This window comes from Mangrovimonas sp. sgz306409 (assembly GCF_059735265.1).
In genome coordinates this window covers 266,313-279,109 of record NZ_JCAPEU010000004.1, presented here as the reverse complement: position 1 = coordinate 279,109, position 12,797 = coordinate 266,313, and the positions used below count along the sequence as shown (strand labels likewise).

The window sequence follows — 12,797 nt, the reverse complement described above, 5'->3', positions numbered from 1 at the left end:
ATAAATTAGTCTAATTCAGTCAATTGTAGTATATTTAATCTATTCACTTAGGATTTTTGATTGATAGCATAATTAAAAGCCCACATATTTACTTTTAGGTTTACTTATTCATGGTTCTGCTTTCTTAGCAAAGTTTAATTTTTTAATCAATTTAATATTTGTTATCATGAGTAATGCTGTAATTATTACCGTAAGCCTTAAAAACTCCCAATCCAGTACACCTAAACTTAAATTGAAAGATTCCGAGGAAGATTCGGGCGATAACGATTTGACAACAGACGTTAGCCCAGGTGCTAATGTAACTTGGGTGCCCGATTTCAGTAGTGGGATTAGTTCTATTTCTATAACCAAAAAGCCTGATTCGCCTTCCGATTTTCTTACTAATATGCAAACTTTTGCAAATGGAAATGTCCAAGCCACAGTTGCGTCTAATGCCACTAATGGTAGCGAGGAGACTTATAGTATTGGATTTACAATAGATGGAGACAGCGCAAGCTATTCTGACGATCCAAAACTCAAAATAAATAATTAGGAACGTTTTGTTAGTGTATGATTTAAAAAGAAAACCCTATTGTATAATAGGGTTATTTTGTTTGTTTCTCAATTTCGGTATTGCTCAAAACCAGAAAATTGCAGACAGTCTTGTGCAATTATACACGTCAAAAACCTATGGTGAAAACGAGTTGCAGCTCATCAAGGATATTGCAGAAAACCAAGTACAGCCTAGCAGTAAATTGGAATATGCTGAACTACTGATAGCTAAAGCTGTTTTGGCCGATTCGTTAAATTATGTTCACAGTGGGTATTTACAAAAGGGGAATGCTCTGAGGGATTTGGGAAAAAATGTAGAAGCTTTGGAGGCTTATTTCTACAGCTTGAACTTAGCCAAGAAGCTTAAGGATTTAAGAGGAGAGGGAGGAGTGTTGATTTCCATTGCGGATGTCTATTCCATAATGGAAAATTCAGATAATGCCTTAAAATATTACGACGAGGGAATAGCCATACTTCAAAAAACAAAGGATTCTATTAAGTTGGCATCGGCATTGTTAAATGCTGGGGATGAGTTTTTTAATATCAAGGATTACGATAAGGCACTTCACTATTTTGAAAATTCTAGGGATATATTTAAAACGGTTAACCATCCCATCGGGATGGCTTATAATTATGGGAATCTAGGGATGGTTTATGCCAGTTTGGGTAAAGATGAAGAAGCAAAAGTACATATAAATAAAGCCATAGTTATTTTAACAGATTTGGAAGACTATTATCCCATTTCCGTTTATCTTACCTATATGTCGCAGATTTATGAGGAGCAAGGGGATATGGAAAAGGCCCAGGAATTCGCTGAGCAAAGCCTAGAATTGGCAGAGGAATATGGTCTAAAAGAGCAGATGGGGGATGCTTATTTGTTGATTTCAGAATTGAAGGAACAACAAGGAGATATTGAAAATGCTTATGATTTATACAAGAAACATGTGGCCTATCGGGATAGTTTGAACAACATCCAGAAAGTGCAGGATATGGCCGATTTACGTACAGATTTTGAGGTTTCTCAAAAACAGTTGGAAGTGGATTTGCTCAATCAACAAAAACGGACTCAAAAAATTATTGTTATTGCTACAACCATTGCCCTGGTTTTAATTGGTTTGTTGGCCATTGGGCTTTTTAGAAGAAACGCTTTTATCCAGAAAACGAAGCGCATTATTGAAAAAGAAAAACAACGTTCCGATCAATTGTTATTGAATATTTTACCAGAAGAAACCGCAAAGGAACTCAAGGAATCCGGAAAAGTAACCTCGCATAGATTTGAATCGGTTTCGGTGTTGTTCACGGATTTTGTAGGGTTCACCAAATATTCCGAAAGTTTGACACCTGAAGCTTTAGTGGAAACGGTGGATTTCTATTTTTCAAAATTTGATGAAATCATAGAAAAGTATGGGCTTGAGAAGATTAAAACCATAGGGGATGCCTATATGTGCGTGGGCGGTCTTCCTTTTGAAATTGAAGACCATACCAAAAAAATTGTGAAAGCTGCGCTCGAAATTGTAACTTTTGTGGAGGAAATCAGTGAAAACCAACACACAGAAAAGAATTTCAACATCCGTGTGGGGATTCATACAGGGTCTGTAGTAGCAGGAGTCGTGGGAAGCAAGAAGTTTGCATACGATGTTTGGGGGGATACTGTAAATATTGCTTCTAGAATGGAATCCAATTCAGAAGAAGGCAGAATCAACATATCGGCTAGCACTTATCAACTGATTCAAGATGAGTTTGAGTGTGAATATAGAGGAGAGGTAGATGTAAAAAATAAAGGGATGATGAAAATGTATTTTGTTGTGCATCCCAGTAATTCAAAGCAATCAATTAAATCGATAGCATATGGTAATTCAAGATCCTAACAATTATTGGGAACAGTTGGAACGTTTGGAAAAGCTCATCCGTGCCTCCGAATTAAAGGCGGGTGTGGTGTTTTCTTTCCACAGTTTGATTTTGGGAATATTTGTAGATAGGATCAAAACCCTGTCGTATTTGTTTGAAGAAGGCATTATTCCCAAGATTGGCATCATTTGTTGGATGTTTTTTGTGCTACTATCCGTTTTTTATTGTTTTAAATGCTTTAAACCACAGATGGAGCGTGGGTATGAAAAGAACGTGTTTTTCTTTAGCGATGCGGTTTACAAATTTGGTTCCATAGAGGAATATACGCAGTATTTAATTGAAATTTGCGGAAGCCAACAAAAACTATATGAGCAACTGGGGCAACAAATTCATGCCGAGAGCAAGATTATTGATGGTAAGTTTAAATGTGTCCATAGCTCTATTAAATACTTCGCTATTAGTTTTGTCTTTGCGGTTCTTGTTATTATCTATTGGATATTTACATTGTTTTGAACTGTTTGTAACTTATTGAATTTTAATGACTAGAAAGTGTTAATGTTAATTAACTGTAGAAGTACTTGGGAAACAAAAATATTGTTGAGTCAATTACAAACATTGTACATATAGAAAAGATAACAGCCTCCTAATTCTAGTGCATTAGGAGGCTGTCTTTCATAAACTTTGGTTGATCTAGGCGCTGTAGCGCTTTTTCTCAGTAATGGTCTGTTTGATGTGCAATAAACTGTTGACAATACCTATAAGTTCAAACTTTAAAAAGTTTTTGTTCTTTTTACTAAAGTGGTTGATACAGTAGGCATACAAAGGTTGATTTCCTTTTGTAATGTTCACGTAATAGGTGTCCTTTTCGGCATCTAAAACTATGGAGCTCTTAAAGTTACTTTCTATAAGCAACCAATAGGACAAACTGTTGATTTGATTGAACAGCGAAAGATTTGTATCCATACGTTTCGGTTTTTGATAAGATTTGAGCAACCTTATATTTCTATAAAAAAAGGTAGTGAATGAATTCTCTCACTACAAAATTGTTTGTTGTAGTATCTTGTTTTTTAGTTAAAATGCTATCGCTTTGCAGTTTATCGAATTTATTGTTCCTTTTAAAGAGCCTCTAAAAAACAATGTTTAGGTAACCTGTTGAAAATGGATGGGTTACAAATCGATTTATGTAAATAATGTTGTATAAAAGCATTTTTAAAGAAAAGGTTTTTTAAGCGCTTTGTTCTAAAAAATAAGTAATTTTACACCCTTTAATTATCGTAATATGTCTAAGAAAAAATATACCATTGCGGTTATTCAGCTCAACCTTAATGATGTGGCTGAAAACAACCTTAAAAAATGTCTTAGTTGGGTAGAAAAGGCGGCTGGTCAAGGCGCTGAAGTTATCTGCTTGCCAGAGCTTTACAGTAGTCATTATTTCTGCCAAAGTGAGGATACCGATAATTTTGCCTTGGCAGAACCTTTGTACAGTACATCGTTTATAGCCTTTAGTGAATTGGCCAAGAAATTGGGAGTAGTGATTGTAGTGCCATTTTTTGAAAAACGTATGGCGGGCATTTATCACAACAGTGCTTACATTATCGATACTGATGGTACCGAAGCAGGTTTATACCGTAAAATGCATATCCCAGACGATCCTCATTTTTATGAAAAATTCTATTTCACACCAGGGGATCTTGGGTTTAAAAATAACCCTACCAAAAAAGGAAATATAGGGACGCTTATTTGTTGGGACCAATGGTATCCGGAAGCAGCGCGTCTTACAGCACTTAAAGGCGCCGAAGTGTTGTTTTATCCAACCGCTATTGGGTGGCATCCACATGAAAAGGCGCAATACGGAGAAAACCAATATGGAGCTTGGATGAATGTTATGAAAGGACATGCCGTTGCCAATGGCGTTTATGTAGCTGCTGCCAACAGAATTGGTTTGGAGCAATATGTACCTGATACGGAAGGGATTGAATTCTGGGGAGCTTCCTTTATTGCTGGTCCACAGGGAGAGATTTTGGCGCAGGCTTCACATGATCAAGAAGAAATTTTAATGGCAGAAGTTGATTTGGATCTTCAGGAGAACGTACGCCAAAACTGGCCGTTTTTCAGAGACCGTCGTATCGATGCCTTTGAAGATATTACTAAAAGAGCAATAGATTAATGAGAAGGTTTCCTGCAGAATGGGAGCCCCAACAGGGCGTTTTGTTGTGTTTCCCGCACAATGGCAATGATTGGCCTGGTAAATACCAAGCCATTCAATGGGCATTTGTAGAGTTCATTAAAAAAGTGGCTACCTACGAAGAAGTGTTTTTGGTAGTTGCTGATGAGCCTTTAAAGGAAAAGGTAGAAGGCATGTTGACTATGGCTCATGTCAATTTGGAGCAGATTACTTTTATCATCCATAAAACCAATAGAAGTTGGATGCGCGATTCAGGGCCTATTGTAGTTTATAACGAAGGGAAACGTGAAGGACTCAATTTTAACTTCAACGGTTGGGCTAAGTACAAGAATTACCTTTTGGATAGGCATGTGCCGCAAAAAGTAAGCGATACCCTAGACATGCCACTTAGCCAAGTTACTTATAAAGGGAAACCTGTGATTTTGGAAGGTGGCGCCATTGATGTCAATGGAAAAGGCACCTTGTTGACTTCAGAAGAATGTTTGATGGACCCTAATATCCAAGTGCGCAATGAAGGCTTTACCAAGGAGGATTATGAAGCTGTTTTTAAGGAGTATTTGGGAGTTACTAACGTTATTTGGTTGGGGGATGGTATTGTAGGGGATGATACCCACGGCCACATAGATGACCTATGCCGGTTTGTAAACGAGGACACCATCATCACTGTTGTGGAATCCAATACCGAGGATCCTAACTATCATGCTCTTCAGGACAATTTAAAGCGTTTGCAGAATGCTGTATTGGAAAATGGGAAGACTCCCAATATTGTCACTTTGCCAATGCCAAGTCCAATTTTGTTTGAAGACTTGACGCTTCCGGCAAGTTATGCCAATTTCTTGATTTTAAACAATTGTGTGTTGGTTCCTACGTTTAACGATGCTAAAGACAGGGAAGCCTTAAACATTATTGCGGGCTGTTTCCTTAATAGAGAGGTTATAGGTATTAGCGCCATTGATTTAATCTGGGGCTTTGGAACCTTGCATTGCCTGAGTCAACAAATTCCAAAATAACTCAAAATAGCCTATGGCTTTAAAGAAAACCATCACATTCATGATCGTCAGCACTTTTGCGTTTGCGCTTATGAATGTGACGGTTAAATACCTCTCAAACATCAATGCTTTTCAGTTGGTGTTTTTTAGGTCGTTGAGCAGTTTGTTCTTCACCTTTGGGTTCCTTCTGAAAAAACGTATTCCCATTTTGGGAAATCAAAAAAAGCTGTTGGTTCTTAGAGGATTGGCAGGAGTAACTTCTATGACATTCTTCTTTATGTCCATGAAATATTTACCTGTAGCCACCGCAGTTTCCTTACGTTATATTGCACCTATATTCGCCGCAATTTTTGCTGTATTGTTATTAAAAGAGCGTATCAAACCATTGCAATGGTTGTTCTTTTCCATGTCCTTTTTAGGAGTATTGGTTTTGAAAGGTTTGGATACCCAACTCAACACTTATGGCTTGATGTTGGTGTTAATTGCAGCGGTTTTTAGTGGGGTAGTGTATACATTAATCAGTAAAATTGGCACAAAGGACCATCCGGTAGTGGTGGTCAATTATTTTATGATTATTGCCACAATTGTTGGAGGTGTTCTATCCATAAAAGATTGGCAAACGCCTCAAGGTATTGAATGGGGCTTGTTGATGTTATTGGGAGTGTTTGGGTATTTTGGACAAGTATATATGACCAAAGCATTTCAAACGGCAGCTACAGCCCTAGTAGCACCTATGAAATATATGGAAGTGGTTTTTACCTTAATTATTGGCTTGTTATGGTTCCAGGATATTTACACAGTTTGGAGCTTTGTAGGCATTCTGTTGATCATTGGAGGTTTGATTCTTAATATTCTCTACAAAGAGCGTCAAAAGGCGTCTTAGTCGGTTTTTCCGGTGATGCGCTTTCTGTGTTCCTTTCCCCATTTATACAATTCTTCAATTGCAGTGTCCAAGGTTTTACCGTAATCGGTTAGGGTGTATTCTACCACTACGGGAATACTGTCGTAAACTTTGCGTTTTACCAAATGGTTCATTTCCAATTCCCTTAATTCCTTGGAAAGCATGCGGTCACTTATTTTAGGAATTTCCTTGGCAATTTCACTAAAGCGCTTGTTACCAAAGGTCAAAGAAATAATGATGGGAAGTTTCCATTTACCGCTTAATACATAGAGGGCGTCTTGTACGGGTTGAATAATACCTAGGCAGGTATTGTGCGCCTTTTCACTTGTTTTGGCCTTATCGATGAGTTCCAATTGTTCCTGTAATCCCATAATAATTCATTTAATATAAGTTACTATACTCTTGTATAGTACTATACTTTTGTTAAGTACTTACTTTAGTTTAGCAAATATATGTAAATTTGTCGAGAATTTAATAAGTATAAGATTATGAGTTTAGTAGAGAATTTAAATTGGCGCTATGCTGCAAAGGCTATGAACGGCGCTACTGTACCGCAGGATAAAATCGATTATATATTGGAGGCCACTAGATTATCGCCTTCGTCTTCAGGGTTGCAACCTTATAAAGTGTTTGTGATTACTAACCAAGAGTTAAAAGAAAAAATAAGACCTATTGCTTTTGATCAGCCACAAATTACAGATGCTTCCCACTTATTGGTATTTGCTGCCTGGGATAACTATTCTTTGGAGCGTATTGAAGAGGTTTTCAATAAAACCATGAATGAGCGTAATTTGCCTGTAGAAACTATGGACGATTACAAAACGCGCCTTTGGGGAATGTATGAACCGTTAGGAGAGGAGTGGCATGCCAACCATGCGGCTAAACAGGCATATATTGCCTTTGCTATGGCCATTGCAGCGGCTGCTGAACAAAAAGTAGATGCTACCCCAATGGAAGGCTTTATTCCAGACCAATTGGACGAATTATTGGATTTAAAATCCCAAGGACTTAAGAGCAACTTGATTTTAGCTCTAGGCTATAGAGATACCGAAAAGGATTGGCTGGTAGATATGAAGAAAGTGAGAACTCCAAAAGAAGAGTTTGTAACAGAATTGGCATAACCAAAAAGATTATTTTAAGTTTTGAAAAAGCCCTCTACAATCCGAAAACAAAATGATTGTAGGGGGCTTAATGTTTCACCTAAAGCCTAATTATTATGAAAGACAACGCATTATTACAACCTTACCACTCTAAGAATTTAAGTCTTAAAAACCGAATTGTCATGGCTCCTATGACCCGCAGTAGGGCTGTTAATGAAGAACGAGTTCCTACCAATGACCTTCAAGGCTTGTATTATGAACAACGTGCTTCGGCGGGATTGATCATTACGGAAGGCTCTCAAGTTTCTGAGGCCGCTGTAGGCTATGTTAATACGCCAGGCATCTATTCCAAAGCTCAGGTAGAAGGATGGAAATTGGTGACCAAACGTGTCCATGATAAAGGAGGGAAGATCTTTATCCAGTTATGGCATGTGGGCCGTATGTCGCATCCTGATTTTCATCGTGGTGAATTGCCTTTGGCACCTTCGGCCATCAATCCAAATTCACAATCTTTTACTCCTGAGGGCTTCAAGGATACGGTAACGCCAAAAGAAATGACCAAATTTGAGATTGAAGATACCATCAATGATTTTATGAATGCTGCCACGAATGCCATGGAAGCGGGCTTTGATGGCGTAGAAATCCATTCTTCCAACGGATATTTGTTCCATCAATTTTTTAATGGAACTTCTAATGTGCGTACCGATGAATATGGCGGTTCAATTGAAAATAGGGCTAGATTCTTTTTTGAAGTATTGGATGCCATGAGCGAAGTGATTCCTCAGGAAAAAATAGGGGTGCGTTTCAATCCGTCTTTGCACAATTTGTTTGGAATCACCTTGGATAAGGATACCATTCCAACCTTTGAGTATATTATTAAGAAGTTGAACGACTACAATTTGGCCTATGTACATTTATCTGAACCGTTTACAGATGTATCGGAAGTGCCTTATGCCGTTACAGATATAGCCAAACACTTCAGGCCGTTGTACCATGGTACCTTAATGATCAACAACAAATTTACGGCGGAAACAGGACATGAGGTCATTTCGTCCGGTGATGCCGATTTGGTAGCTTTTGGAAAACCGTTTATTTCCAACCCCGATTTGGTGGAGCGTATTGAACAGGATATAGAATGGGCCCAATGGGACCAAGATACGTTTTATACCCCTGGAGAAAAGGGCTATACAGATTATGCTTCTGCTAAAGTAGAGCAATCGTCTTAATTTTATACTGAGCTTGTCAATTTGTGATAGTACAGTTTTTGTTGCGGCAAGCTCAGGTTCACATTTTTTGGGACATGGCTTTTGACTTCTGTTTTTTAAATTCAGGCCAGTTCCAAAGAGAATTCATCGGTTCATTTTGACAGTGTATTGGCTAAACTGCACATTTCCAAGATGAACCGTTTTGTCATTTACCGATGATTTTTTACGTTGGTATGAATTGCGGGTATTACATCGTAAAATTACTACGTTCATAAGATTTTTAATTAGAAAAACACATACTTCTCTAATTTTGAAGTGTTTAAAAATAAATGTCTTATGAAAAATCTACTCGCCTTCTTTTGTGCCGCTTTTTTGATGGGAGTTGTGTATTCCCAAAATGTACAGGATACTGTTTCAGAAGATTATAAAAATAGGAGTCCTATTTACGATTATACAGAAGCTACTTTAAGCTCTGTAGATACCATTCCTGGATATGCAGCGCAAGCCGAAAAACTAAAGATTACAGGAACTATTTATCAAAGTGATGGCGTAACCCCTGCCAAAGATGTTATTTTATTCATTTACCAACCCAATGAAGATGGGGAGTATGATAATAGAAAACAAAATGACAAAAAATATGTGTACCACCGTGCTTGGGTAAAAACCGACGCCAATGGAAATTATACCTTTTACACCTTCGTACCCGGAGCGAGTTATGCGTCAAATGCCTTTCCTAGACGAAGAGGTTTGAAGCATATCCATCCTATTGTGATGGCGCCTGGAGAGGAAGCCTATAAATTGGATGCCTTTGTGTTTAGTGATGATCCATTAATGACCAACCGTTGCAAAAAGAAATTGAATAAACAAGAGTTTCAGGGCATGCTTAATTTGGAACAGGAAGGTGGCTTATTTGTAGCCCATAGAGACTTGGTGTTGAATTCTCAACAAACAGACTTATAATTCCCCAAAATTGGCTCAACCAATTATTATTAGTTGTGTAAAGAAAAAGCCTGATAGTTTTAATTGCTATCAGGCTTTATAGTTCTTTCCTAAAGGGATTTATTTAATATCAACCACTTCCAAATCAAAAATAAGGTCTTTACCAGCAAGAGGATGGTTGGCATCCACTACAATACTATCTTCTTTTACCTCAATAACCAATAATTGGTGTTCTCTACCATCTGGAGCTGTGGAAATTAATGACATTCCCACTTCGGGTGTCAATTCTTCAGGTAATTGGCTTTTTTGAACTTCCTGTATCAATTCTGGGTGCGCATCACCATAGGCTTCATCCTTTGTAAGGCTGATGGTTTTCTTTTCGTTTAGTTTCATATCAATTAATCCCTTCTCAAATCCTGGGATCATCATTCCTTGTCCTAAAGTAAACTCTAAAGGTTCACGTCCTTCCGAGGTGTCAAAGATTTGTCCATCGGTTAGTTTTCCAGTGTAGTGCACCTTTACAGTGTTGTTGTCTTTTACTTGGCTCATAAACGTAGTTTTTTATTAGTCTACAAAGCATGGTATAACTTTTACACCTTGCACTTTTGTAGGTTAAGCTTTCGAGTCCATAAACTACGCCAAATGACAAAATCTGAAATATTGTCATGTTTCTTTTTTCTATTATCACAAAGGAGTAATCAAGAGGTGAAAGCACTCCGCTGACTCATAATATTTACGTAACTTTAAGGTGTTGATATTAAATTAATTAAAAGAAGTGAAGCAAGTCATGGACACAACAAGTATTAAGGCATTTGGCACAGAAGCCGCGGATGCAGCCCTAGGGGAAATGGATATTAAGAGACGAAAAGTAACCGATAAGGATGTAGAAATTGATATTTTGTATTGTGGAGTATGCCATTCCGATTTGCACTTTGCGCGCAACGATTGGGGCTTTAGTGTATATCCCGTGGTTCCGGGTCATGAAATAGTAGGGAAGGTAAAAGCGGTGGGAGGAAGTGTTAGTAAATATAAGCCAGGAGATATTGTGGCAGTAGGGTGTTTGGTAGATTCATGCCGTACCTGTAACAATTGTGAAAATGACTTGGAGCAGTATTGCCCTGAATGGGTTGGAACCTATGGAGGCCATGACAAACATTTGGATATGCCTACCTATGGTGGTTATTCCGAAAGTATTGTGGTAGATGAACATTTTGTATTAAGCGTACCTGAAAATCTTGATTTGGCAGGCGTGGCTCCCATACTGTGTGCCGGTATTACCACATGGTCACCATTGCGTCATTGGAATGTAGGAAAAGATAGTAAGGTGGCCGTTGTGGGCCTTGGAGGATTAGGACATATGGCCATTAAATTGGCGGATGCCCTTGGCGCTCATGTGACCTTGTTTTCTCGCTCCAAAAACAAAATACAAGACGCCATGGATTTAGGAGCCGATGCTGTAGTCATCTCTACGAATGAAGATGAGATGGCAGCCGTACAGGGACAGTTTGATGTCATTATTGATACAGTGCCTTATGTGCATGATGTGAACCCTTATATTGGCACTTTAAGTACCAACGGTACTTTGGTGTTGGTTGGCTATTTAGGGCCATTGGACCCTATGTTAAATTCGGTGCCCATGATCATGGGGCGTAAAAAGGTTGCAGGCTCCTTGATTGGAGGTATTGCCGAAACCCAAGAACTTCTGGATTTTTGCGGGAAACATAACATCACCTCAGATATTGAAGTGATTAACATACAGGATATCAATACGGCTTATGAACGCATGCTCAAAAGTGATGTACATTACCGCTTTGTAATTGATATGGCATCGTTATAACGTTAAAGTACTGTTTTACAATACTACCTCTTCAAACAGTTTTTGTGCAGTGGCTTCCAAATTCGTACTAAAACCAGGGTGCGGTCTAGAAGTTTGAATGACTGAACTGCGCACAGCGGTCAGCCATCTAAATCTGGAAGCGGTATCCATTTGGGCTATCAAACCACAGGCTTTGTCGCCCGCTGCAATGCGTTTAAATGATTCCAAATGCGCATTTAAAGCTTCTATATCCGCTTCTGGACTAAAAGCTGCAATACGAGCTTGGTCTACATGATAGTGCAGGTGAATACTGTTGTGTTGTTTGGCATACAAGACAATGCCTACATTTATAAATTCTTCACGTTCCACTTTAGGGACGTAGCGAATTATGGCGTACTCATATAAGATCTTTTCTGGCATGTATGGCTTGGTTTGTAAAAATTTCAGAATTGGCCAATCTTGTGTTTAAAAACTCAAGATAGCCATTTTTTAAGTCCTGTTCGGTATAGGGATAGCCTTCCCATTGCAACCAAGTGTCCGGAAGGTTGTTCACGATATCACTGATGACCTCTTCGGTCAACAAGGCTTTGAACTCTTGATGCACCCGCTCCAATTCACTAGCTTGAGCCAATAGCACATGGTCTTTGATAAGGTTGAAAGGCGTTATGGCAGCAGTAGGTATGTCTTTCCAGGAATGGTGAAAGTAGAAGGACGCTCCATGGTCTATCAACCATAGGTTTTTGTTCCAAATAAGCATGTTGGTGTTACGGGTGGTGCGATCGATATTGGTGATAAAAGCATCCAACCACACAATTTTGGAGGCCAAAAGCGGATTTGGCGTCAATACCACAGGATCATAGTTTACAGCTCCGGAGAGGTAGTGCAACCCGATATTTAATCCCTGGCTCCATTTAAGGAGGTCCTGTATTTCTTCATCCCCTTCGGTGCGACCAAAAGCTTCATCCAATTCAGCAAAGACCACCTCTGGTATCAATAGCCCCAATTTTCGGGCAATTTCACAGCCCAAATATTCGGCTATGAGTCCTTTTACGCCATGGCCGGCCCCTCTAAACTTCACCACATAATTAAATCCATCATCTGCTTCAGCAATGGCTGGGAGGGAACCGCCTTCTCTTAAAGGGGTGATGTAACGCATGACATTGACATGCCGAATAGCTATTGACATAAGGTAATATTTGAGGCCAAAGATAACGGTTTTGGGAGGAAGTTGAGAGCGGGGAGACCTAGATATTTCCAAATGCCAGTGAGCCTAGGCATTCAAA

At 38.8% G+C, this 12,797-nt stretch carries 15 protein-coding genes; 10 read left to right on the top strand and 5 right to left on the bottom strand.

The features are described from left to right. Nucleotides 1–166: 166 nt before the first annotated feature. The 3 genes from AC6I5C_RS09185 (at nucleotide 167) to AC6I5C_RS09175 (ending at nucleotide 2,892) form a co-directional block, all read left to right on the top strand. On the top strand, nucleotides 167–532 hold the full coding sequence (locus AC6I5C_RS09185; RefSeq protein WP_053977825.1) for a hypothetical protein: 366 nt from the start codon (nucleotides 167–169) through the stop codon (nucleotides 530–532). Nucleotides 533–593: 61 nt separating this feature from the next. Further along, complete coding sequence (locus tag AC6I5C_RS09180; RefSeq protein ID WP_497904893.1) at nucleotides 594–2,399, top strand: adenylate/guanylate cyclase domain-containing protein; 1,806 nt, start codon at nucleotides 594–596, stop codon at nucleotides 2,397–2,399. Beyond that, nucleotides 2,380–2,892: a Pycsar system effector family protein gene (locus AC6I5C_RS09175; protein WP_497904892.1), complete on the top strand. Its 513-nt coding sequence runs from the start codon at nucleotides 2,380–2,382 to the stop codon at nucleotides 2,890–2,892. Before AC6I5C_RS09180 ends, AC6I5C_RS09175 begins: the two co-directional genes overlap by 20 nt. Nucleotides 2,893–3,069: 177 nt before the next feature. On the opposite strand, the gene AC6I5C_RS09170 is transcribed toward AC6I5C_RS09175, so the two are convergent. Continuing rightward, nucleotides 3,070–3,342 carry a hypothetical protein gene (locus AC6I5C_RS09170; protein ID WP_053977828.1) on the bottom strand — a complete coding sequence of 91 codons (273 nt, stop codon included), beginning with the start codon at nucleotides 3,340–3,342 and terminating at the stop codon, nucleotides 3,070–3,072. A gap of 316 nt (nucleotides 3,343–3,658) precedes the next feature. On the opposite strand from AC6I5C_RS09170, the gene AC6I5C_RS09165 reads away from it, so the two are divergent. From AC6I5C_RS09165 to AC6I5C_RS09155, 3 genes are read left to right on the top strand one after another with little or no spacing between them, the layout of a single operon-like run. Next, nucleotides 3,659–4,546, top strand: a complete 888-nt coding sequence (locus AC6I5C_RS09165; protein ID WP_497904891.1) for a carbon-nitrogen hydrolase — start codon at nucleotides 3,659–3,661, stop codon at nucleotides 4,544–4,546. Then, nucleotides 4,546–5,574 (top strand): agmatine deiminase family protein, encoded by a 1,029-nt coding sequence (locus tag AC6I5C_RS09160; RefSeq protein ID WP_497904890.1) that lies wholly within the window; start codon nucleotides 4,546–4,548, stop codon nucleotides 5,572–5,574. The genes AC6I5C_RS09165 and AC6I5C_RS09160 overlap by 1 nt, the downstream gene beginning before the upstream one ends. A gap of 13 nt (nucleotides 5,575–5,587) precedes the next feature. Continuing rightward, nucleotides 5,588–6,436 carry a DMT family transporter gene (locus AC6I5C_RS09155; RefSeq protein WP_497904889.1) on the top strand — a complete coding sequence of 283 codons (849 nt, stop codon included), beginning with the start codon at nucleotides 5,588–5,590 and terminating at the stop codon, nucleotides 6,434–6,436. Here the strand turns inward: AC6I5C_RS09155 and AC6I5C_RS09150 are convergent. Continuing rightward, nucleotides 6,433–6,825, bottom strand: coding sequence for a winged helix-turn-helix transcriptional regulator (locus AC6I5C_RS09150; protein WP_497904888.1), 393 nt, complete (start codon nucleotides 6,823–6,825; stop codon nucleotides 6,433–6,435). The genes AC6I5C_RS09155 and AC6I5C_RS09150 overlap by 4 nt on opposite strands. 117 nt (nucleotides 6,826–6,942) lie before the next feature. Here AC6I5C_RS09150 and AC6I5C_RS09145 point away from each other — a divergent pair, with 117 nt between their 5' ends. The 3 genes from AC6I5C_RS09145 (at nucleotide 6,943) to AC6I5C_RS09135 (ending at nucleotide 9,719) form a co-directional block, all read left to right on the top strand. Then, nucleotides 6,943–7,575, top strand: coding sequence for a nitroreductase family protein (locus AC6I5C_RS09145; protein WP_497904887.1), 633 nt, complete (start codon nucleotides 6,943–6,945; stop codon nucleotides 7,573–7,575). Nucleotides 7,576–7,670: 95 nt separating this feature from the next. Beyond that, on the top strand, nucleotides 7,671–8,780 hold the full coding sequence (locus tag AC6I5C_RS09140) for an alkene reductase (RefSeq protein ID WP_497904886.1): 1,110 nt from the start codon (nucleotides 7,671–7,673) through the stop codon (nucleotides 8,778–8,780). 315 nt (nucleotides 8,781–9,095) lie between these two features. Continuing rightward, nucleotides 9,096–9,719 (top strand): hypothetical protein, encoded by a 624-nt coding sequence (locus AC6I5C_RS09135; protein ID WP_497904885.1) that lies wholly within the window; start codon nucleotides 9,096–9,098, stop codon nucleotides 9,717–9,719. A 99-nt stretch (nucleotides 9,720–9,818) separates the two neighbouring features. Here AC6I5C_RS09135 and AC6I5C_RS09130 read toward each other — a convergent pair whose 3' ends face one another. Next, nucleotides 9,819–10,247: an FKBP-type peptidyl-prolyl cis-trans isomerase gene (locus tag AC6I5C_RS09130; RefSeq protein WP_053977836.1), complete on the bottom strand. Its 429-nt coding sequence runs from the start codon at nucleotides 10,245–10,247 to the stop codon at nucleotides 9,819–9,821. 238 nt (nucleotides 10,248–10,485) lie between these two features. Here AC6I5C_RS09130 and AC6I5C_RS09125 point away from each other — a divergent pair, with 238 nt between their 5' ends. Continuing rightward, entirely contained in the window at nucleotides 10,486–11,535 is a 1,050-nt protein-coding gene (locus tag AC6I5C_RS09125; RefSeq protein WP_497904884.1) for an NAD(P)-dependent alcohol dehydrogenase, read from the top strand. A gap of 15 nt (nucleotides 11,536–11,550) precedes the next feature. On the opposite strand, the gene AC6I5C_RS09120 is transcribed toward AC6I5C_RS09125, so the two are convergent. After that, nucleotides 11,551–11,934 carry a DUF3037 domain-containing protein gene (locus AC6I5C_RS09120; RefSeq protein ID WP_497904883.1) on the bottom strand — a complete coding sequence of 128 codons (384 nt, stop codon included), beginning with the start codon at nucleotides 11,932–11,934 and terminating at the stop codon, nucleotides 11,551–11,553. Then, nucleotides 11,912–12,700, bottom strand: a complete 789-nt coding sequence (locus tag AC6I5C_RS09115) for a HipA family kinase (protein ID WP_497904882.1) — start codon at nucleotides 12,698–12,700, stop codon at nucleotides 11,912–11,914. Before AC6I5C_RS09115 ends, AC6I5C_RS09120 begins: the two co-directional genes overlap by 23 nt. Nucleotides 12,701–12,797: the final 97 nt, after the last annotated feature.